Below are 21,544 nucleotides of genomic sequence, written 5' to 3' on the forward strand. Positions count from 1 at the left end.
AGAGCTTGGGGGAGTGAATGGTGGAGCGCGGTGTTGCCGTGGTGGTGGAGGACGACGACGACATCAGGACAACCCTGACGGAAGTGCTGCAGCAGTCGGGGTTCGCCGTCCATTCAACAGCCTCAGGCGTTGCGGGCGTGGATGCCGTCCGCGAGCATGACCCGGACATCGTCACCATGGACGTTGGGCTTCCGGACTTTGATGGCATCGAGGCGTCCCGGCGTATCCGGACCTTCAGCGACGCCTACCTCATCATCGTCAGCGGAAGGGTGGACGAAGCCGACACCCTGATGGGGTTTGAGGCCGGCGCGGATGACTACCTCACCAAGCCTTTCCGCCCCCGCGAGCTGCGGGCGCGGATTGCCGCCATGCTCCGGCGGCCGCGGACACTGCGGGAAGCTCCGGCAGAACGGGCACTTCCGCCACGAAGAGGCGAACGGCAACCGCCAAGGCAAACCCGGCAGGATGCTCTTGCGGGGCAGCAGCCGCACGGAAGTCCGGACGGCGAGGCGGGTTCACCTGCAGCCCCGGGCTGCTGCGATTTCGCCCACAGGGGCCTGTCCCTCCACGAGGCGTCCCGCCAGGCATCCATCAACGGCGAGCCCGTGGACCTGACCCGCACCCAGTTCGACATCCTCCTGGTGCTCATGGAGAACGGGCGGACCGTCCAGACCAAGGCGGACCTGGTGCGGCGGCTCCGCAACGAGCCGTACAACACAGGATCCTTTGTCACCGCGGGCGAAGAACGCGCCGTCGAGGTCCACGTGGGCAACCTGCGCAAGCGCCTGGGTGACAGCTCGCAGAATCCACGCTGGGTGGAGACCGTCCGCGGCGTGGGCTACCGGATGACGCCGTAACCGCAGCAACACCGCCCCTTGGCGTACCCTCAGTCAGTAGCCGGCATCCACCACCGGCCCTGCTGAGGAGGCGGAGAATGGCCTGGGAAACCGTCGCCGGAATTGTGGCCGGCCTGCTGCTGGCGTACGCCGTGCTCCTCGTGCTGCTGTGGATCTACGCCCGGCGCCACCCCGAAACCGTCACCATGAAGGACGCGCTGCGCCTGCTCCCGGACCTGCTCCGGCTGGTCCGGAGGCTTGCCGCGGACCGGACGCTCCCCGCCGGTGTGCGGGTGCGGCTGGTCCTGCTGCTCGGTTACCTGCTCCTGCCCATCGACCTGGTGCCGGATTTCATTCCGGTGATCGGCTACGCGGATGACGCCGTCATCGTGGCGTTGGTACTGCGCTCTGTCCTCAAGCGGGCGGGTCCCGGGGCGCTTGGGCGGCACTGGCCGGGCACCCCGGCCGGGCTGGAAATCATCCTCCGCGCGGCGGCGCCCGTCCGCCGTCGGCCGTAAATTCTTTGGCTGTATCCGCGCCTTTCCTGCCGGGGGCTGTTAGCGTGAAGGACCGGCCAATGAAGGAGGAGCGATGACTGTCAACTCACCAGATTCACTGCCTGAAGACGATCCGCAGGAGGGTGCAGCCAGTGCCCAGGGAAAGAGCGACGGCGGTGTTCCCGGCCAGGAGGATGGCGTCGGGATCGGTACGGACGCGGAACCCAACACCTTTGAACCCGAGGAGGATCCGGCCGCCACGGACGCGCCGGAGACAGACTAGGCCCCGGCGCCCGGACCGCTCATTTCCCGCCGCCGTGGACGAGCGGTGCACCGCTTGATTCCCGGGGGATGAGCGAGGGCATCGACATCCGTACCTGTGGCTCCGCCCCGGGCTCAACAATGAGGTCAATCGCCGTCCTTGCGATCTGGTCCAAAGGCACGTGGACGGATGTCAGGGGAGTGGGAAGCCTGGCGGCCAGGGGCGTGTCGTTATAGCCCACCAGTGCCAGATCCGCCCCGATCTTGAGCTCGTGCCGGTGGGCCGCTGCCATGATTCCCATGGCAATGTTGTCGTTCGCCGCGAAGATTGCCGTGGGGCGGCTCTCCCGCCCCAGGAGCTCCTCGCCGGCACTGAACCCGTTTTCGATGCCGTAGCCCCCGGTAATGATCCACTCCTCGCGGGCGTCGAGGTGTGCTTCGGCCAGGGCCCGGCGTGCGCCGGCCATGCGGGCGATTCCTGTTGACGTGAATGTGGGCCCGGTGACCACTGCGATGTCGCTGTGTCCAAGGTCTATGAGGTGACGGACTGCGAGGTAGCCCCCCACCTCGTCGTCCCCCAGGGCTGAGGGGCTGACGCCGTCGGTGCGGAGCACAAGGGCGTGTGCAACCTTCCGCTCCCGCAGCCGGCGGGGAAGTTCGTCGTCGAGCCGTGCTGTTGCCAGGATCAGGCCGTCCACGTTCCGGTCGAGCAGGGTCTCTGCCGCGCGTCGTTCGTCGTTGGGGTCGTCACCGCTGGTGGCCACCATCGCGAAATATCCGCGGGAGGAGGCCGCACGCTCGAGTTCTTCAAACATGAGTGCCATGACGGTGTCGCTCAAGCGGGGGACAAGGACGCCGAGGGTCCTGGTCTCACCCCGGCGGAGGCCGGAGGCAAAGGAGTTCCGGCGGTAGCCAAGCTCCTCGGCCACTTTCCTGACGTGCGCCGCCGCGGCTGACCGGGACGCTGTCCGTTCGTCCAGCGCCCGGCTGGCCGTGGAAATGCTGACGCCGCTGGCTGCAGCAACATCCCTAAGGGTGACGATCGAGCCGGATGCCACGGGTTCCATGACGGTTCTCCTCTCCTGCAGCAAGCGTGTAAAGACACTCTATTCCCACTTTCTGCAAACGTTCTCTTGACAGCGGTCTGCGACACGCGTCACAATGAAAACGTTCCCGCAAACGTTCTCATCTAACTTCAAATAGCGGGACTGCCGACCATCAAAGAAGACAGAGGTAGTGAAATGACCATCGATCTCCGCGGGCTGGTCCCCGCCCCCGTCACCCCGTTCAACCGCGACGGCAGCGTCGACGTCGACGCCATCCACCGGCTGGGAGGCTGGCTGGCAAGCGTTGAAGGCGTCAAGGGCCTGGTGGTCCTCGGCCACGCGGGTGAAGGCACCTTCCTCACCCAGGACGAGCAGGCCCTGGTGATCCGCGAATTCAAGAACGCCGTAAACGGCGAAATCCCGATCATCGCCGGCATCACCGGCGAAGGAAACACCGTCGCAGCCCTTGAGGCCAAGCGGGCCGTGGAGGCCGGCGCTTCCGCCGGACTCGTCTACCCCTCGCACGGCTGGCTGCGCTTTGGGTACCAGAAGGGCGCACCCCAGACCCGGTACAAGGAAATCTACGAGACCTCCGGCCTGCCGCTGATCCTCTTCCAGTACCCGGACGCCACCAAGGCCACCTACGACCTTGAAACCCAGCTGGAGATCGCCGGCCAGGAAGGCGTGTTCGCCACCAAGAACGGCGTCCGCAACATGAAGCGCTGGGACACCGAAATCCCCGTGCTCCGGGCAACCTACCCGGACCTGCAAATCCTCACCTGCCACGACGAGTACCTGCTGCACACCATGTTCGACGTCGACGGCGCCCTGGTGGGCTACGGCGGACTGGCACCCGAGCCGCTGGTGGAACTGATCGCAGCCGGCAAGGCCAAGGACTACCCCGCAGCCCGCGCCATCCACGACCGCCTGCTGCCCGTCACCAAGAACGTGTACCACCGGGGCTCGCACATGGAAGGCACGGTGGCGCTCAAGGAAGGCCTCGTTGCCCGCGGCATCCTGGAGCACGCCACGGTCCGGCCTCCGCTGCTTCCCCTCGCTGAGGGCGCCGGCGCAGAAATCGCCCTGGCCCTGAAGTCCGCAAACCTCGGCAGCGTCACGGCCACTGTCTGATCCTTCTTCCGGATCCCTACGGGGTGGCGGGCCCACAGCCCGCCACCCGGTCCCCGCTTTTACTCTCCACCCGGTCAACGACGACCCACAGCATTGCAGCTGTAGAAGGAGGACTCGCAGATGCGCGAGCAGAATAGGACCATCATCCATCCCGGACAGATGGAGCAGCAGATGGCCGCCCCGCACGTAAACCCCGCGCCCGCCGGAACGGGACAGCGCCGTACCTTCCTCGGCTACCTGGCCCTGATGGGCCCGGCCTTCGTGGTGGGCGCCTGGCAGTTCGGCCCCGGCAACCTCACCACCGCCGTCCAGGCGGGCAGCCGTTTCGACTACAGCCTGGTCTGGGTCATCGCGGTCTCCACCATCCTGATGATCTTCTTCACGGACATGAGCGTCCGGCTCGGAATCGTCACACCGACGTCCCTGATCACCTCCATCAAGGAACACCTCGGCAAGCCGGTGGGCATCCTCGCAGGCTTCGGCGTCTTCGGCATCACGCTGATGTTCTCGGTGGGCAACGCTGTTGGTTCCGGACTCGGACTGTCCCTGGTGTTCGGCGGATCCCCGGTGGTCTGGACGGTGGTCTGCACGGCCGCCGTCGGATTGGTCCTGGCTTTCCGCAATGTCTATGGCCTGGTGGAGAAGGCCCTGCTGGTCATTGTTGTCCTCATGGGGATCGCCTTCATCGCCAGCACCGTGGTGGCCCAGCCTGACTGGTACCGGTCCATGGAAGGCATGGTCCCGTCGCTTCCGCCCGGAAGCGAGATCCTCATCGTGGCCCTGGTGGGCACCAACTTCTCGATCAACGCTGCGTTCTACACCTCGTACGGCATCAAGGAACACCGCCGCACCCGCGCCGACTACCGCGACATCACCCTCGCTGACACCATCCCCGGAATCGTCGCCCCCGGCATCATGACAACGCTGGTCATCCTGGTGGCCGCGTCCGTGCTGGGCAAGACCGGCGCCGAGGCCGGAACCATCAACGCCCTGGCCTCCGTCTTCGCACCCCTGGCCGGTCCCGTCGGCTCCATGCTGTTTGCCCTGGGCCTCTCCGGTGCCGCCTTTTCCTCCATGATCGCCAACGCCACGGCGGGAGGCACCATGCTCTCCGATGCCATGGGCCGCGGCACCCACGCCGGATCTCCGGCAGCACGCATCGTCACGGGCATGATCCTCGCCTTCGGGCTGATCATCACCCTCTCGTTCCAGTCCTCCCCGGTGGGACTGATTGTCATCGCCCAGTCCCTCACCGTGCTCATAGCCCCGCTGCTCGGCGTGCTGATCCTCGTTATGGCCAACAGGTCATCGCTGATGGGGGAGCTCCGCAACCGCTGGTGGCACAACCTGTTCGGCGCCATCGGCCTGATCGCCATCGTGGCCTCATCCATCCGGCTCATCACGCTCCTCATCGGCTAGGACGGTTGGAGCATCCACACGCAGCAGTGCCCCCGCCGTCCTTCGGCGGGGGCACTGCGTGCGGAAGCACGGCTCAATGTTTAATCAAGATTTGCGGCAACCCTGCGAAATGGACTTTCGGGCCTGTTACCAGCGGGTAAGTTGCTATCTGTTTCCACGTTATTCCCCAACACGGAAGCACCAAGGAGCCCCCGCGCTGGAGCCAGACTCGCGCGGGGGCTTCGCCGTTCCTACGTGCTGTCCTGCCTGCGGACCATCTCGTTGATCCACGCGGGGGCGAACGGCGACGTGCAGCCCGGGGGCGTGGGATAGTCCTTGAGCACCTGCAGCCGCTCGCCGATCTCCAGCGCCCGCGCCCGGTACGCGGCATGTTCAATGCCAATGTGGGCAAGGCAGGTGTTCATGGCCCACTGCAGCCGGTCCGGAGCGTCCTTCATCTCTGCCTCGATGACATCCAGCAGTCCCGGGAGGTCCAGGCCTTCGGGGGATTTCGCCACGCGTTCGCTGGTCAGGGCCCAGCCGGCACTGGCCACCACCGGATCAGGATCGGACAGCCAGGCTACCCGCAGCTCGTCGGCGTGCGGGCCCTTCTTCACCACGTAGTTCACCAGCCAGTCCTGCACCTTGGGCGCCCGCGACTCCCGCAGCATCGCATCCAGATCGTCCCGACCGAACGCCTTGGGCCGGCAGACCAGGAGCGCCAGCAGCCTGGCCGCGGTGTCGCCGGTAGCCCAGAGCTCCCGGGCAAGGTCCTGCTGGGTCTTCAGCCGCTTGGCGATGGCACGCAGCTTGCCGAGGTTCACGCCGTGGTCGTCCCCGTGCCGCTCGTTCACCTCGCGTGCCCGCGGGTCCTCGAGCGCAGCCAGCTCGGCCATCAGCCCCGCCACATCCGTACTGGTCACTGCCGCTCCCGCCACTGTTGTTCCCGTCGCCTTCGTCCCGGCCACCGTCTGTCTCGTGTCCGTCGCCTGCAATTTCAGCCTACGGCAGCCCCGAAACCTAGTCCCGCCCCTCCCAAAGTGCAACGAGTCGAAAGACCCTACTGGTCCGGAAAGGCCGTGCCTACCGTGGCACCATGGCAGAGGAGCGTTTTGTCCCGGGGGTAGACGGAGCAGCATCGGATGCAATGCTGAAGGTGGGCAGGTTCTTCACGAAGTGGGACCAGACCGACGACGGCAGGGCGGTCTTTCGGGAAGGCGGCCGCAAGGGGGACATCTTCTACCGCGACCGGTGGAGCCACGACAAGGTGGTCCGCTCCACCCACGGCGTGAACTGCACCGGCTCCTGCTCCTGGAAGGTGTACGTCAAGGACGGCATCATCACCTGGGAGTCGCAGCAGACCGACTATCCCTCGGTGGGGCCGGACAGTCCTGAATACGAACCACGGGGCTGCCCGCGCGGGGCGGCCTTTTCCTGGTACACCTACTCGCCCACGCGGGTCCGCTTCCCCTACGCCCGCGGCGTCCTGGTGGAGATGTACCGTGAGGCGAAAGCCCGGCTGGGCGATCCGGTCCTCGCCTTCGCCGAGATTGCCGCGGACCCGGACAAGCGGCGCCGCTACCAGCAGGCACGCGGCAAGGGCGGACTGGTGCGCGTCTCCTGGCAGGAGGCCATCGAGATCGCGGCCGCCGCGCACGTGAACACCATCAAGACCTACGGCCCGGACCGCTGTGCAGGCTTCTCGCCCATTCCGGCGATGTCCATGGTCTCGCACGCTGTAGGAACCCGCTTCATCCAGCTCATCGGCGGCGTGATGACCTCCTTCTACGACTGGTACGCGGACCTCCCCGTCGCCAGCCCGCAGGTCTTCGGAGACCAGACGGATGTGCCCGAATCCGGCGACTGGTGGGACGCGCGCTACCTCATGATGTGGGGCTCCAACGTCCCGGTCACCCGCACCCCGGACGCGCACTGGATGGCCGAGGTGCGGTACCGCGGCACCAAGGTGGTCACCGTCAGCCCGGACTATGCGGACAACACCAAGTTCGCGGACGAGTGGCTCCCCGCCCAGGCCGGCACCGATGCCGGGCTGGCCATGGCCATGGGCCACGTGATGCTCAAGGAATTCTTCGTGGACCGGCAGGTCCCCTTCTTCACTGACTACGTGAAGCAGTACACGGACCTGCCGTTCCTGGTCAGGCTGGAGAAGCGCGACGACGGCGCCCTCACGCCGTCGAAATTCCTCACCGCCCGTGACATCCCGGCGGAGTCCGGGGCTGAGGACGCTGCCTTCCGCACCGTCCTGTTCGACAAAAAAGCGGGCCGTCCCGCCGTCCCGAACGGGTCCATGGGCTTCCGCTACTCCGGCAGCGGCGAGGGCAAGTGGAACCTTGACCTGGAGGGGATTGAACCGGCGCTGTCCCTGCGGGAGGTCTCGGGTGAGAGTGCCGAGATCCTGCTCCCGTGCTTCGAGCAGGCGGACGGCACCGGCAGCGTGCTCCGGCGCGGGGTGCCCGTGATGGAAGTGGAGGGCCAGCTGGTCACCACGGTGTTCGACCTCATGCTGGCCCAATACGGTGTGGGCCGCGAAGGGCTGCCGGGGGACTGGGCAGCGGGGTACGACGACGCCACCACCCCCTACACGCCGGCGTGGCAGGAGGAGATCACGTCCGTTCCCGCCCAGGCCTGCATTCGTGTGGCCCGCGAGTTTGCCCGCAATGCCGAGCAGTCCAAGGGCCGGTCCATGATCATCATGGGCGCCGGAATCTGCCAGTGGTTCCACGGCGACACCACCTACCGGGCCATCCTGGCGCTGGTGATGCTGACCGGCTGCATGGGCCGGAACGGCGGCGGCTGGGCCCATTACGTGGGACAGGAGAAGACGCGCCCCATCACCGGGTGGGTGTCGCTGGCCAACGCCCTGGATTGGTCCCGGCCGCCGCGCACCATGATCGGCACCGGGTACTGGTACATGCACACGGACCAGTGGCGCCAGGACGGCTACTCCGCCGATGCGCTGAAGTCCCCGCTGTCCACCGGAGCCCTGGACGGCCTGCACACCGCGGACGCCATCGCCCAGTCCGCCCGGCTCGGGTGGATGCCGTTCTACCCGCAGTTCGACCGCAACCCCCTGGACCTGGCAGATGAGGCGGAGGCCGCCGTCGCCGCCGGAACAGCCAAGGACACTCCCAGCTACATCGCGGATGCGCTCAAGAACCGCACCCTGAACCCGGCCATCGAGGACGTGGACGCCCCGGAGAACTGGCCGCGCACCCTGGTGCTGTGGCGCTCCAACCTGTTCGGTTCCTCCGCGAAAGGCAATGAGTACTTCCTGCGGAACCTGCTGGGCACCCACAACAACGTCCTGGGCAAGGATGCCGAAGGGCTCAAGCCCACCTCCGTGAAGTGGCACGAGAAGGCGCCGGAAGGGAAGCTGGACCTCCTGGTCTCCGCCGACTTCCGGATGACCTCCACCACGCTGCTGTCCGACGTCGTGTTCCCCGCCGCCACCTGGTACGAGAAACACGATCTCTCCTCCACGGACATGCACCCGTTCGTCCACGCGTTCACTCCGGCCATCGACCCGCCGTGGGAAACCAAGACGGACTTTGACACCTTCCACCTGCTGGCCCGGGAGTTCTCCAGGCTGGCCAAGACCCACCTGGGAGTCCGCCGCGACCTGGTCAGCGTGCCGCTGCAGCACGATACCCCGGGCCAGCTCGCCCAGCCCGGTGGAATCGTCCGCGACTGGCGGGAGCCGGACATCCCTGCCGTTCCGGGGCAAAACATGCCCGTTTTCTCCGTGGTGGAGCGGGACTACACAACCATCCCGGACAAGCTCGCCGCCGTCGGACCCCTTGCGGACAGGCTGGGCTTCACCGTCAAGAACATCACCTACAAACTGGAGGAGCCGCTGAAGCGGCTCAGCCACTCGAACGGCGTGATGCTCGGCGGCGCCGCGGACGGCCGCCCGGCCATGGACACGGACGCGAAAATGGCGGAGGCCATCCTGGCGTTCTCCGGCACCACCAACGGCGTGCTGTCCGTGCAGGGCTTCAAGGACCTGGAGATCCGCACGGGTAAAAAGCTGGCAGACCTTTCCGAGGGGTCCGAGGAAAAGTTCATCACCTTCAAACAGACCCAGGCGGCTCCGGTCCCGGTGATCACCTCGCCGGAATGGTCCGGCTCGGAAACGGGCGGCCGCCGCTACGCCCCGTTCACCATCAACATCGAGCGGCTCAAGCCCTTCCACACCCTCACCGGGCGCATGCACTTCTTCCTGGACCACGACTGGATCACGGACATCGGCGAGGCACTGCCCATCTACCGGCCGCCGCTGGACATGCACCGGCTGTTCGGCGAACCCAAACTCGGCCGGAACGGGCAGCTGGAGGTGGTGGTCCGGTACCTGACACCGCACTCCAAGTGGTCCATCCACTCCGAATACCAGGACAACCTGCTGATGCTTTCCCTCTCCCGCGGCGGGCCGACGGTCTGGATGAGCCCCGCGGACGCCGACTCCATCCAGGTCAGGGACAACGACTGGGTGGAGTGCCTGAACATCAACGGCGTCCTGGTGGCCCGGGCCATCGTCAGCCACCGGATGCCCGCCGGCGTGGTGTACGTCCACCACGCGCAGGAACGCACCATCGACGTCCCCAAGTCGGAGGCCACCGGACGGCGCGGCGGCATCCACAACTCGGTGACCAGGCTGCTGGTGAAACCCTCGCACCTGATCGGCGGCTACGCCCAGCTGGCGTACGCGTTCAACTACCTCGGCCCCACCGGAAACCAGCGCGACATGGTGGCCACGGTCCGCCGCCGCTCACAGGAGGTGCAGTACTGATGCGAGTCATGGCTCAGATGGGCATGGTGATGAACCTGGACAAGTGCATCGGCTGCCACACGTGTTCGGTCACCTGCAAGCAGGCGTGGACCAACCGGGCGGGCACCGAGTACGTCTGGTTCAACAACGTGGAAACGCGCCCCGGGCAGGGGTATCCGCGCCGCTACGAGGACCAGGACAAGTGGCGCGGCGGCTGGAGCCTGAACAAGCGGGGAAAGCTGGTGCTGAAGGCCGGCGGGCGGGTGAAGAAGATGTTCGGGCTGTTCGCCAGCCCGGTCCAGCCGGAGCTCAAGGACTACTACGAGCCCTGGACCTACGACTACAAGACCCTGGTGGACGCGCCCCTGGGCGACGACTTCCCGGTGGCCCGGCCCAAATCCCTGATCACCGGCGAGGACACCAAGGTCACCTGGTCCGCCAACTGGGACGACAACCTGGGCGGGTCCGCCGAAAGCGGCCACCTGGACCCGCTGGTGGAGAAGGTCCGGCGGGAGTCCGAGGACAAGATCAAGTTCGCCTACGAGCAGACGTTCATGTTCTACCTGCCGCGGATCTGCGAGCACTGCCTGAACCCGTCCTGCATGGCCTCCTGCCCGTCCGGCGCCATCTACAAGCGGGTGGAGGACGGGATCGTCCTGGTGGACCAGGACAAGTGCCGCGGCTGGCGGCAGTGCGTCACAGGCTGCCCGTACAAGAAGATCTACTTCAACCACAAGACCGGCAAGGCCGAGAAGTGCACCTTCTGCTACCCGCGGGTGGAGGTGGGGATTCCCACGGTGTGCTCGGAGACCTGCGTGGGCCGGCTGCGGTACCTGGGGCTGTTCTTGTACGACGCCGACGCGGTCACCGCGGCTGCGTCCGTCACCGATCCCAAAGATCTCTACGACGCCCAGATGGACGTGCTGCTGGACCCGAACGATCCCGCCGTCCAGGCCGAAGCCAGGGCGCAGGACATCCCCGGTGACTGGATCGATGCCGCCCGGCGCTCGCCGGTGTACGCCCTCGCGAAGATTTACAAGGTGGCGCTGCCGCTGCACCCCGAATACCGCACCATGCCGATGGTCTGGTACGTGCCGCCGCTCTCCCCGGTGGTGGACCTGCTGCGGGACCAGGGGCACGACGGCGAGGACCACGGCAACCTGTTCGGCGCCATTGATGCGCTGCGCATCCCGGTGGAGTACCTTGCGGAGCTGTTCACGGCCGGGGACGCGGACCGGGTCACCGCGGTGCTGAAGAAGCTGGCAGCCATGCGGTCCTTCATGCGCGGCATCAGCCTGGGCAACGATCCGGACGAGTCCATCGCCGAGGCCGTGGGCATGGACGGCCAGACCATGTACGAGATGTACCGGCTGATGGCCATTGCCAAGTATGACGAGCGGTACGTCATCCCCAAGGCGCACGTGGAGCAGGCGCATGACCTGGAGGAGATGGGCTGTTCGCTGGATTTCGACGGCGGCCCTGGCATGCAGGATTCCTCGCCCTTTGGTGAGGCGAGCGGAAGGCCGGTGCCGGTTGCCGTGGACACGTTCAACGCCCTGCGGGACCGGCAGACCAGCGACGAGGTATCGGCGGGGACGAGCCTGAAGGGCCGGGTGAACCTGTTGAACTGGGACGGACGCGGGGCTCCGCCGGGGCTCTTCCCGGACAAGGGGCCCGAGCCGGGGACCCTGGCCGCGGCGGAGGACCAGCCGTGAGCCGCCGGGACCAGGTGCTGTACATGGCCGGTGCGTGGTGCCTGTCCTACCCGGACCAGGACCTCCTCGGCAAGGTGCCGCTGATGCGCGCCGCGCTCGCGGAGTTTCCGGGCGCCGTCGAAAGCTTCCAGGAGGTGCTGGACGCGCTCGAGGCCACGCCGCTGATGGAGGCCCAGGCGCATTACGTGCGGGAGTTTGATCTCAGCCGGCGCCACGCCCTGCACTTGAGCTACTGGACGGACGGGGACACCCGGCGCCGCGGCGAAGTGCTGGGCAGCTTCAAGAAGGCCTACCGGCAAAGCGACGTCCTGGTGGACACCCAGGGGGAACTGCCGGACTACCTGCCCATGGTGCTCGAGTACACGGCCCTGGTCGATTTCGCCGCAGGGCGGGAGCTGCTGATCAGGTACCGCCCCAGCCTGGAGATGCTGAAGTTCGGGCTGCTCGGGGACAAGCTGCCGCACGCCAGGATCCTGGAAGCCATCTGCGCCACGCTCCCCGGGAAATCGCCGGCGGATGAACAGGCTGTGATGCGGATGGCAGGCTACGGGCCACCCACGGAAGCGGTTGGCCTTGACCCGTACGATCCGCGCCTGCTGCCCGTGAAGGGGGCCTGACCATGGTGCCCCTTGAAACGCTGCCCTTAGAAACAGACCCCGGCGCCGCCGTCGAACTTTCCGCCCTGGACATTGTGCTGTGGGGCGTGCTGCCCTACGTCATGGTGGTGGTCCTGGTGGGCGGGCTGGTCTGGCGGTACAAGTACGACCAGTTCGGCTGGACCACCAGGTCCAGCCAGCTGTATGAGTCCAGGCTGCTGCGGATCGCCTCGCCGCTGTTCCACTTCGGGCTGCTCGCCGTGGTTGCGGGGCATTTCTTCGGGCTGGTCATTCCGAAGTCCTGGACCGAGGCGGTGGGGATGAGCCAGGACTTCTACCACTTCAACGCCCTGTTCGTGGGCGGGATCGCGGGCATCGGGACACTGGGCGGGATCATCCTGCTGATTTACCGGCGGCGCACCACGGGCCCAGTGTTCATGGCCACCACCAAGAACGACAAAGCTATGTATGTGGTCCTCACTGCGGCCATCGTGTTCGGTTTGTGGACCACCCTGGCCAGCGTCTTCGAGGGCGAGCACGGGCACAACTACCGCGAAACCGTGGCGCCGTGGTTCCGGTCCCTGTTCATCTTCCAGCCGGACATTGCCGCCATGGCTGCGGCGCCGTTCTCCTTCCACCTGCACACGCTGGTGGGGATGGCGTTGTTCATCATCTGGCCTTTCACCCGGCTGGTCCACGCTTTCACCGCACCCTTCCACTACCTGTTCCGCCCGTACATCGTGTACCGCTCGCGGGACCGCGACGGCGGCAGGGCAGGAGGGCGCGCGGGTGCACGGCCCGGAGGCGCACGGCCCGGGGGCAGGGCCGGGAGCAGGTCCGGCGCCAGTACCGTTCACAACCCCAATGCCCCCGCCGGCAAACGCGGCTGGTCGGCTGTGGGGACCGAGGACCGGGACACCCGGAACCGCTGAGGGGAGCACACCATGACTGAAGCCGCACGCCCCGCCAATCCCGTACCGCCCACCGAAACCTCCCATCCCGGCAAGGGCATGAACCTGGCGCTGGCCACCAGCGCGTCGGTGATGGCTTTCTGGGCGTGGAACATCGTGGCGCCCCTCGGCGCCCGCTATACGCAGGAGATGGGGCTGGACTCCACCGCCACCGCCGTCCTGGTGGCCATGCCGATCTTCGTGGGATCGCTGGGACGGATCGTGGTGGGCGCCATGACGGACCGGTTTGGCGGGCGGGTGATGTTCACGTTTGTCCTGCTGGGCAGCGTTCCTCCGGTCCTGCTGGTGGCGCTCGGCGGCAGCCTGGGTTCCTACGCGGTGGTGCTGGGCGCGGGCCTCTTGCTGGGCATTGCAGGCACCGTGTTCGCCGTCGGAATTCCCTTTGTGTCTGCCTGGTACGAGCCGTCGCGGCGCGGCTTTGCCACCGGCGTGTTTGGCGCCGGGATGGGCGGGACCGCCCTGGCGGCCTTCCTCACCCCGCGCCTGGTGACCTGGATCGGATACCTGCCCACGCACCTGCTGATTGCCGGGCTGCTGGTAGTGATGGGGGCCGTGATCTGGTTCAACCTGAAGGAGCCGCCGGACTGGCACCGGAACACCGCGCCGGTTATCCCCAAGCTCAAGGACGCGGCCGGGCTCGCCGTCACCTGGAAGCTGTGCTTCCTCTACGCGATTGTCTTCGGCGGGTTCGTCTCCTTTGCCACCTACCTGCCCACGTACCTCCGGGACATCTACCAGTTTGATCCCACCGCCGCCGGCACCCGCACGGCCGGGTTTGCCCTGGCGGCGGTGCTGTTCCGGCCTGTCGGGGGAGTGCTGGCGGACCGGATCGGGTCCAAGCCGGTGGTTCTGTCGTCCCTGGCGGGCATCGCGGTGCTGGCGTTCATTGTGAACCTCCGGCCCGACGGCGAGATCCCGGCCGGCCTCACCTTCGTGGCGATGGCTGCCGCGCTGGGCCTGGGTACCGGCGGCGTATTCGCCTGGGTGGGAAGGCTGGCGCCGCCGGGCAAGGTGGGCAGCATCAGCGGGATCGTCAGCGCGGCCGGTGGGATGGGCGGCTACTTCCCCCCGCTGGTCATGGGGGCCACGTACAACGCCGAGGACAACAGCTACTTCATCGGCCTGATGCTGCTGGTGGTTACGGCCACGGTCGCCTTCGTGTTCACGCTGGTTGCCATCCGCTCGCCCAAGCAGCCCGCACCGCAAAGTGCGTTGAGGGGGACGTAGACGATGCGACGGCGGGCGGCCGGGGTCTTGAGATGGCTTTCGTTATGGGCTGCAACGGTTTGGCTCCAATCGGTTGACTAATGGATCCCGGCAGGCGCCGAGGCGCCACAATTGAGGGATCACAACGGCTTCCGAGGAGGCGGACATGCGGCGGTCAACGTGGCCCGGCGCGGCACTACTTCTTTCACTTTCGCTGCTCACCGCGTGCGGCGGGCCGGCCGCCCAACCGCAAGAGACGCCGTCGGGCGCTTCCGCCTCAGCGACGGCAACGCCAACGACTACAGAAACAGCCTCTGTCCCAGCGACGCCGGTTGCGACAACCAGCGCCCCGGCGTCGGCCTCCTGGACCACGTACACGACGGCGGCGGGGGACCTTGCCTTCGACCTTCCGTCCACCTGGAGCATCAGTGACCCGGCTGGGGAACTGGCGGAGGGCGGCGGAGCGTTTGCCGAAGTGACCAGCGAGGACGGGCGGCTGCTGGCGACGCTGCGCACCAACATGGCGACGGGTTCCACCTGCATGGAAAAGTACCCCTACTCAGTGTTGGAGTCGCAGGACCTGCCGCAACTGGCGCAGTACGGCACGGTGCCGCGGTACACGTTCGAAACCCGCGGCAACTCCACTTCGCCCGGCCCGCCGGAAACCCCCGCAGCGGCCTACGGCATCACCACCGCGCCGCTCCCGGAAGGTGACTCGGCCTGCTACATGTTCCACTTCTTCAACTGGCCGCCCAACGCCGCCACATTCGGCGCGTTCTACAACCCCGAGCTGAACCTGACACCGGGCGACCCCTCGTTGCCCTACCTGGAGAAGGCCAAGCTGTACGCGGCGACGCCGGAGTATGCGGACATCAAGCGGATGATCACGTCGCTGCGGCCGGCGGGGTAGGGGAAGGACCATGGACGTTGCGATTATCGGCCTTCTCGGTGCTCTGCTCGGGGCCGTTCTGACCTACGCCTTCAACCGGAAGAACGCCGCCGAAATGCGGCTCCATGAGGCCCGAATTGATGCCTACAAGACCTTCGCGCAAGCGGCGATGGAGTACCGGCGGACTGTGATGGATGAATGGTTCGAGGGCCATGGTATGGACCTAAAAACCGAGGACGACGACGTTCACCGAGCCCGTGGTGCGGCTTGGTCCGCCTACTATGGCGTACGCCTTCTTTCCAGCAAAAAGCACATTGGCGACCTGGCATACGCATGCCTGCTGAATATCACGGCTCTGAAAAAGCTCGACAGCCGCAGGGACTTGAACGAGCAGGGCGAACGTTGTCGGGCCGAGGTTGAAGACTTCGTGGAAGCAGCGCGGGAGGATGTCCAGTCCCGTGGCGGGTGGCGACAATTCGCCTGAAGCCGCAACTCATCGAGGTACCAAATACATGTTTCGGCTAGGCGTTGGCGATCCAGTAGCGGCGCTTGCCGTTGCGGCTGTCTTCGTAGGCGCCACCGTTCTTTTCAATGGTGCCCCGGGAGGCGAAATTGTCCTCATCGCAGGTGAGGAGGACCCTGGAGATTCCCAGTTCCCTGGCAATGGGCAGGGCGTCGGACAGTGCTTTTGCGGCATGGCCGCGGCGCCGGGCTGAGGGCCTGACGCTGTAGCCGATGTGGCCGCCCTCGTTGAGGAGGAAGTCCGTCAGTTCGTGCCTGATGGCCAGGGACCCAAGGAATGTGCCACCCTCCACGATCCACAGGTAGGTGCAGGGCACATGCGCCGGATTCCGCGGGCTCTCCGGGAGGGCATCTTTGACGAGCAAGTCGACAAAGCGGCTGAACCGCTGCGGATCCTCGAGCTCTTCCAGCGGCCATCCCTCTGTGCCCGCGCCGTCCTGCCGGGCGCCGTCGAATTCCGCTGCTCCTTCCAGCCAGGAGGAGTGGTAACTGACGTCCGGAGCGATGAGTCGGGCCATCACACGAGCGTAATCGAATCATTCGCGGCACCGGTTCCTGCGCCAAGAAGCGGAACCAGATCTGCGAGGCTTTGGATCGTGCCCGCTGGTCCGCCACCGTCCCGTTTGAGGTGAATCGCCGGCAGCCCCGCGTTCCTGGCGCCTTCAACGTCAACGCGGAAGTTGTCCCCGACGTAGAGGGCATTGGCCGGAGAGATTCCGAGGCTTCTGCAGGGTTGGAGGAATGCTTCCGGAAGGGGCTTCGGGTGGCCCGTCGATTCCGAGCTGAAGATACGGTCTATCAGCGGGGCGAGGCCAATCTTGCTGATTTTCAGTGTTTGCTGGCGGTGGTTCCCGTTAGTGATGACGCCTACTGTAAGGCCGCCGTCGCGAAGACTTTGAAGGGCGGGAACCGTGTCCGGAAATGCTGCCCAGCCTGCCTCGTAGGTTTGAAGGTAGACGTCGAAGAGTTCGTCCAACATTCTGTCCGTTGTGGGAACCTCAAGCCCAGCCAGCGGAAGGAACTGGCGGAGCCGTTCGCGTCGCTGTTCCTGGAATGACAGTTCTTTGGCCAGGAATCGGGCGTAGCTGGCTTGCTCAAGCTGGAACCACACGAGGGCCAGTTCATCGTCCTGTGGCGTTTCGAGATGTTGAAGGAAAGCATCGAGGCCTGCCCGGGCTGACGCTGCATGGTCGAACAGGGTGTTGTCCAGGTCGAAGAGGACAGCTCGAATATCCACTCCCCAAGGCTACCGGCGGCTTACTCCAAGGCTGGCACCAAAACCTCGCCGGTTACCGGTGGAGGGCCTGCTCCCACGCCGACTGATGCTGCCGGACATACTGGGCAGCGCCACGCCAGTGCTCGCCGTGGCCGTTGATGTACATGTCGGCCCAAGGCTGGAATCCGGTTCCGTGGGCGGACTCCAGGAGGTCGAGCATAGCTTTCGTCCGCCGGGCCATGGCGGCAGGCAACTCCGCGCGGAGAGTGTCATCGGCCTGGTAACCGTCAACAACGGCACGCAGTCTTGCGGCCGCTTCCTCCACCGGCTGTCCGTCGAACAGCATGGCAAAAGACTGCGCTGCATACGCAAGGTCCCACAGCCGTGTGCTGGGACCGGCACCGTCCCAGTCGATAAAGACCCACCTATCGCCCCTGACAAGGTTACATGGCGCGAGGTCGTTATGGCACATCAGGTCTGGAGCTTCAGCAGGCAGGAGCAGGTTCCAGCCGACTGGATCAGGGATCACAAAAGCTTCGCTGGCGTCATGGATCTCGCGGATCATCCGCCCGACCCGCAGTAAATCCTCGTGGCCGAGAGGCAACTCCTCCAGTGCCAGGACCCCGTCCACGTACTCGAAGACATTCCGGCCGCCGTCGTCCCTTCCCAAGGGCCGGGGAACGTCGACGCCGGACGAGCGGAGGGCGCTGAGATAGTCCTGCACAGCGGCGGATTTCTCCAGCCAGGGTTTCCGTACGGTGTTGCCGATGCGCACAACCCTGCCGGACGCGTTGCCGCCTGTAAGTTCCTGCTCGTCCGGGACCATTCCAGCAGGTTATCGGGCCTATTCCGACAGCCAAAGGCCGATCCAACCCGTGAACCGTGTGGTTAGCTCATTCCATGAAGAGCTTCATCCGCTGGAAGGTCGGGTTGTGGGCCCTGCTGGTCCTGCTGGCGGCGGCCCTCATGGCATGCGGTCTTGCTGACAGTTTCAGTTTCATTGGCCGTTCGCCCACCTACTTTGAAGGGCACCGAATGGTTTTGCTCGGAGCCCTGGCGTTTGGGGCGGCGTCAGTGTGGGCGGCCATGGAACGCCGGTCCTTGCGCGTCATCGTCTCCACAGCGCTTCCTGCCGTCGTCGTCGGCGGACTGGCGGTACAACTGCCGGACGGCCTCCTTCAGCACATTGCCGGGCTGGCACTCATTCCGATTGCCCTGTTGGCGATGCTGGTGGAGCTTCCCGCGGAGATTTACGCTCCTCCAGACGGGCCATAGAACCGTTCGACGACGGCGGGGGAATATCTGGCTGAGGGGCGGTCTTGTCGCTATTGGGCCAATGCAGGCTTCATACCGCCGCCGCGCACAGGGTGCGCGCGCCCCAGAGCTTTAACGCCCTGCCGACGCCAGGGCGTAATTCAGTACAACCAGGAGGAGCTCCATGACTATTGGCGCAGGAACAACCGCAGGGACCGGGAAGACAGCTCTTGTAGTGGGGGCGACCGGCATCGCTGGGTCCGCCCTCGTCGACACCCTGGCAGGCCAGGGGTGGACAGTGCTCGCCCTCTCCCGGAAGCCCGGGGCAGAGCGGCCCGGGGTCCGGTGGCTTTCAGCAGACCTGACCTCGGCTGCATCGCTGGCCGCCGTGCTCGGTCCGGAGAACCCCTCGCATGTCTTCTTCACGGCGTGGTCGCGGCGGGACACGGAGGAGGAAAATATTGCGGTCAATGCCGGCATGATGCGGGACCTCTTGGCTGCGCTTCGCGGGAAGGACGTGGCCCACGTTGCACTGATGACCGGCCTCAAGCACTACCTCGGGCCCTTCGAGGCGTACGCCGCCGGGGAAATGCCGGACACGCCCTTCCACGAGGAGGAACCGCGCCTGCCCGTGCGGAACTTCTACTACGCCCAGGAGGACGAGCTCTGGGACGCCGCGGCCGGGCAGGGGTTCACCTGGTCCGTGCACCGCGCGCACACGGTGATCGGGCACGCCGTCGGAAACGCCATGAACATGGGCCTCACGCTCGCCGCCCAGGCCACCCTTTGCCGCGAGAGCGGGGAGCCGTTCGTCTTCCCGGGCTCCGAAACGCAGTGGAACGGACTGACAGACATGACGGACGCGGGCCTGCTCGCCGAGCACATGCTGTGGGCCTCCACCACACCCGCCGCCGCGAACGAGGCCTTCAACATCGTCAACGGCGATGTGTTCCGCTGGCGGTGGATGTGGCCGAAGCTCGCGGCCTACTTCGGTGTGGAGTGGGAGGGGTACGAGGGAGCGCCCCGCCCCCTCGAGCAGTCGATGGCGGGCCGGGAGGGCCAGTGGCGGGACATCGCCGCTCGCCATAACCTCAGCGAACCGGATCTGAACCGCCTGGCGTCCTGGTGGCACACGGACGGCGACCTGGGGCGCGGCATTGAAGTGGTGACGGACATGGGCAAGAGCCGGGACGCGGGGTTCACCGGGTACCGGCGGACACTCGACGCCTTCATTGCGCTCTTCGACCGTTATAAGGCTGAGAACCTGATTCCCTGATCAGTTTTGCCTGTGCTCCGTGCCCGGCCGGCCCTTATCCGGCCAGGGCCTTCCGGACAATGGCTGCCAACGCGGTGCGGTGTTCGTCCAGCCAAGCGATCCGCTGGTCTTCCAGCCGGATCTTCATGTAGTCATTGTCGGAGAGGCTTTCGCCGTGCCGTGACCGGCTGAGCCGCCCCAGGCCGCGCTTCAACCGTTTGGCCTCCAGCAGCAGCGGCAGGGCCTCGATCTCCGCCTCCGTCGGCTGCAAGTCCCGGTTGTAGGCGGCCAGCAGTTCAGCGACCCGGCTCAGGTCGAGGGCGACCTTGTTGTCGGCTTCGCCTGGACCGGTGTAGACCTTGCCGACGTCGTGGACGGCGACGGCAAGGTCCAGGACGCGCACGTCCGCGTGCGCACTGTCGAAGTCCAGGACGCCCGCCACCTCGCTGCCGTTGAATACCAGGCTGCCGCGCCGGGCCCCGCCGTGGACCACCACCCGGGGCAGGTGCGGCAGGACTTCGGATAATTGCGCCACCAGGTGCGCGGTCCGGTTTCTCAGGGCAGGATCCACCCCGTGGTCCTTTGCCCGGGTGCGCAACTCAACCAGGACGGCGGGTTCGGTCACTGCCGCCGGAAGGTCGGCCACTGTCTGGTGGTACCTTGCGAGTGTCCGTCCCATGGCCCGGACGTGCGCCGTCGATGCATCGTTAAACGGTGTCCCTTCAACTCCCCGCGTGGCGATCCACAGCCGGCCGTCCAGCTCGGCGTGGTTGCTGCCGGAGCTGGCGGAGACCACCTCCGGTGCGGGGAACCCCCGGTCGCGCAGCAGCCGCATCAGGCGGAGCTGGCTGGTGAGTTCCGCCTGCGGTTTGGACCGGTACGAGCGGCGCAGGTAGTGGACGCCTTCACCGGCAGCAACGCGCAGGTGCTCATTTTTGCCGCCTGGCACGGGGGCAACTGAGTTCCAGCCGCCCAACGGCCACAGATTTGCCAGTTCGGACAGCGGGAGCTCCACCCCCGCACGGTCCAGCAGGACGCCCATGGTTGACGTCATGCGCCTGCCCGTCCCTCTGCCACCCTGTAGAACTCTTCCCGGTAGTGCCGGAATACATCGTTTCCGCCGTCCCGCCAGTCGGCGTCCCCGCCTTTCACCTCGCGGTTGAGGCTGTGGAATGCATACCGTGCCCAGTGAAACCGCAGGTTCCGCAGGCGCTCGGCGCCGGCTGCCTCCCGGTACGCACCGAGGAAAGCGTTGCACGGCTGGTCGGCCCGGGAAATGTCGCCAGTGGCTGAGTAAACGCCTTGGCGCAACCGGTGGAGGAACTCGGCCACATCCCGGGCGGGGTCCGCGGGGGCACTGCGGTCGAGGTCGATCACCGTAACGGTTTCCCCGGCAAGGAAGACGTGGATTGGCCGGTACTGCCCGTGGCTCTGGGCAACAACGCCGTCCACGGTGTCATGGGTGAGTTCGTCCAACCGTTCGAGCATGCCCAACGCCACCTCGGCGTAGCCAGGCTGGTCAGCCACCGCTTTAACAAGGCGTTTTGCCAGGCTGGTCAGTTCCCCTGTCACCAGAAGGGAGTGCGGGGCCCCGATTCGGAGATCCACCTTATGCAGGCGGGCCAGCCATGATCCGGCCCGCACGCAGCCCTCGCTAAGTTCAGTGCCGTCGTCGAACACTTCCGACAGTGCGTGGCCCGGGGCTTCCCGGCACAGCAGGACTTTTTCGTCCCCGTACCACGCCAGCGGCTCAACAGCCTGAAACGGGGAGCCTGCCCCCAGCCCAGCATTGCGCAGGGCCTGCAATTTGGCGTGCACGGCAGGGCCATCCTCGAAGGGGAACAGCTTGGCGAAAACAGGGGGACCGCCGTCGAGGTTGATCTTCACGGTGGCGGCCCCCGATCCGTCCAGCTGAATCACGTGTGTTGTCCACGTGCCTCCGTCCGAGGCCCTTGCACCCGCAGG

21 protein-coding genes are annotated in these 21,544 nt (G+C 66.2%); 14 read left to right on the forward strand and 7 right to left on the reverse strand.

The genetic code is table 11. The annotated features are described in order from the left end of the window. Positions 1-17 precede the first annotated feature (17 nt). From WHH00_RS01360 to WHH00_RS01370, 3 genes are all read left to right on the forward strand, one after another. Positions 18-857, forward strand: a complete 840-nt coding sequence (locus tag WHH00_RS01360; protein WP_406635855.1) for a response regulator transcription factor — start codon at positions 18-20, stop codon at positions 855-857. Positions 858-934: 77 nt separating this feature from the next. After that, positions 935-1,354 carry a YkvA family protein gene (locus WHH00_RS01365; protein WP_406635857.1) on the forward strand — a complete coding sequence of 140 codons (420 nt, stop codon included), beginning with the start codon at positions 935-937 and terminating at the stop codon, positions 1,352-1,354. Between the two features lie 73 nt (positions 1,355-1,427). After that, positions 1,428-1,616, forward strand: a complete 189-nt coding sequence (locus WHH00_RS01370) for a hypothetical protein (protein WP_406635859.1) — start codon at positions 1,428-1,430, stop codon at positions 1,614-1,616. 19 nt (positions 1,617-1,635) lie between these two features. Here the strand turns inward: WHH00_RS01370 and WHH00_RS01375 are convergent, their stop codons facing one another. Beyond that, positions 1,636-2,661, reverse strand: coding sequence for a LacI family DNA-binding transcriptional regulator (locus WHH00_RS01375; protein ID WP_406635861.1), 1,026 nt, complete (start codon positions 2,659-2,661; stop codon positions 1,636-1,638). A gap of 174 nt (positions 2,662-2,835) precedes the next feature. Here WHH00_RS01375 and WHH00_RS01380 point away from each other — a divergent pair, with 174 nt between their 5' ends. Continuing rightward, complete coding sequence (locus WHH00_RS01380) at positions 2,836-3,771, forward strand: dihydrodipicolinate synthase family protein (protein ID WP_066279417.1); 936 nt, start codon at positions 2,836-2,838, stop codon at positions 3,769-3,771. A 120-nt stretch (positions 3,772-3,891) separates the two neighbouring features. After that, positions 3,892-5,190, forward strand: a complete 1,299-nt coding sequence (locus tag WHH00_RS01385) for an Nramp family divalent metal transporter (RefSeq protein WP_406635863.1) — start codon at positions 3,892-3,894, stop codon at positions 5,188-5,190. Between the two features lie 230 nt (positions 5,191-5,420). Here the strand turns inward: WHH00_RS01385 and WHH00_RS01390 are convergent, their stop codons facing one another. Next, complete coding sequence (locus WHH00_RS01390) at positions 5,421-6,065, reverse strand: DNA alkylation repair protein (protein WP_406638462.1); 645 nt, start codon at positions 6,063-6,065, stop codon at positions 5,421-5,423. A gap of 200 nt (positions 6,066-6,265) precedes the next feature. On the opposite strand from WHH00_RS01390, the gene WHH00_RS01395 reads away from it, so the two are divergent. The 7 genes from WHH00_RS01395 (at position 6,266) to WHH00_RS01425 (ending at position 15,816) form a co-directional block, all read left to right on the forward strand. After that, entirely contained in the window at positions 6,266-9,976 is a 3,711-nt protein-coding gene (locus WHH00_RS01395) for a nitrate reductase subunit alpha (protein WP_406635865.1), read from the forward strand. Beyond that, entirely contained in the window at positions 9,976-11,670 is a 1,695-nt protein-coding gene (gene narH / locus WHH00_RS01400; protein WP_406635867.1) for a nitrate reductase subunit beta, read from the forward strand. The genes WHH00_RS01395 and narH overlap by 1 nt, the downstream gene beginning before the upstream one ends. Continuing rightward, positions 11,667-12,287, forward strand: a complete 621-nt coding sequence (gene narJ, locus WHH00_RS01405) for a nitrate reductase molybdenum cofactor assembly chaperone (RefSeq protein WP_406635869.1) — start codon at positions 11,667-11,669, stop codon at positions 12,285-12,287. The genes narH and narJ overlap by 4 nt, the downstream gene beginning before the upstream one ends. Before the next feature lie 2 nt (positions 12,288-12,289). Further along, on the forward strand, positions 12,290-13,198 hold the full coding sequence (gene narI / locus WHH00_RS01410) for a respiratory nitrate reductase subunit gamma (protein WP_406635871.1): 909 nt from the start codon (positions 12,290-12,292) through the stop codon (positions 13,196-13,198). Between the two features lie 12 nt (positions 13,199-13,210). Next, positions 13,211-14,464 carry a nitrate/nitrite transporter gene (locus WHH00_RS01415; protein WP_406635873.1) on the forward strand — a complete coding sequence of 418 codons (1,254 nt, stop codon included), beginning with the start codon at positions 13,211-13,213 and terminating at the stop codon, positions 14,462-14,464. A gap of 145 nt (positions 14,465-14,609) precedes the next feature. Next, complete coding sequence (locus WHH00_RS01420) at positions 14,610-15,353, forward strand: hypothetical protein (protein WP_406635875.1); 744 nt, start codon at positions 14,610-14,612, stop codon at positions 15,351-15,353. Positions 15,354-15,363: 10 nt separating this feature from the next. After that, positions 15,364-15,816 carry a hypothetical protein gene (locus WHH00_RS01425; RefSeq protein ID WP_406635877.1) on the forward strand — a complete coding sequence of 151 codons (453 nt, stop codon included), beginning with the start codon at positions 15,364-15,366 and terminating at the stop codon, positions 15,814-15,816. 37 nt (positions 15,817-15,853) lie between these two features. Here WHH00_RS01425 and WHH00_RS01430 read toward each other — a convergent pair whose 3' ends face one another. Genes WHH00_RS01430 through WHH00_RS01440 form a run of 3 tightly spaced genes read right to left on the reverse strand, consistent with a single transcriptional unit; the run spans position 15,854 to position 17,896 of the window. Beyond that, complete coding sequence (locus tag WHH00_RS01430) at positions 15,854-16,372, reverse strand: GNAT family N-acetyltransferase (protein WP_406635879.1); 519 nt, start codon at positions 16,370-16,372, stop codon at positions 15,854-15,856. After that, positions 16,372-17,091, reverse strand: a complete 720-nt coding sequence (locus WHH00_RS01435; RefSeq protein WP_406635881.1) for an HAD family hydrolase — start codon at positions 17,089-17,091, stop codon at positions 16,372-16,374. The genes WHH00_RS01430 and WHH00_RS01435 overlap by 1 nt, the downstream gene beginning before the upstream one ends. A gap of 52 nt (positions 17,092-17,143) precedes the next feature. Beyond that, entirely contained in the window at positions 17,144-17,896 is a 753-nt protein-coding gene (locus WHH00_RS01440; protein ID WP_406635883.1) for a phosphotransferase, read from the reverse strand. 74 nt (positions 17,897-17,970) lie between these two features. Between WHH00_RS01440 and WHH00_RS01445 the strand changes: the two genes are divergently transcribed. Together WHH00_RS01445 and WHH00_RS01450 are read left to right on the forward strand one after the other, a co-directional pair. Next, the gene (locus tag WHH00_RS01445) at positions 17,971-18,345 is read left to right on the forward strand and encodes a hypothetical protein (protein ID WP_406635885.1); all 375 of its coding nucleotides are present in this window, start codon (positions 17,971-17,973) and stop codon (positions 18,343-18,345) included. A 163-nt stretch (positions 18,346-18,508) separates the two neighbouring features. Next, positions 18,509-19,600, forward strand: a complete 1,092-nt coding sequence (locus tag WHH00_RS01450; protein WP_406635887.1) for an SDR family oxidoreductase — start codon at positions 18,509-18,511, stop codon at positions 19,598-19,600. Positions 19,601-19,634: 34 nt separating this feature from the next. Here the strand turns inward: WHH00_RS01450 and WHH00_RS01455 are convergent, their stop codons facing one another. Next, positions 19,635-20,633 carry a phosphotransferase enzyme family protein gene (locus tag WHH00_RS01455; RefSeq protein WP_406635889.1) on the reverse strand — a complete coding sequence of 333 codons (999 nt, stop codon included), beginning with the start codon at positions 20,631-20,633 and terminating at the stop codon, positions 19,635-19,637. Continuing rightward, the gene (locus WHH00_RS01460) at positions 20,630-21,499 is read right to left on the reverse strand and encodes a phosphotransferase family protein (protein ID WP_406635891.1); all 870 of its coding nucleotides are present in this window, start codon (positions 21,497-21,499) and stop codon (positions 20,630-20,632) included. The genes WHH00_RS01455 and WHH00_RS01460 overlap by 4 nt, the downstream gene beginning before the upstream one ends. Between the last annotated feature and the right edge of the window lie 45 nt (positions 21,500-21,544).

It is taken from the genome of Pseudarthrobacter quantipunctorum, assembly GCF_045291495.1.
In the GTDB taxonomy this organism is placed as follows: Bacteria; Actinomycetota; Actinomycetes; order Actinomycetales; family Micrococcaceae; genus Arthrobacter; species Arthrobacter quantipunctorum.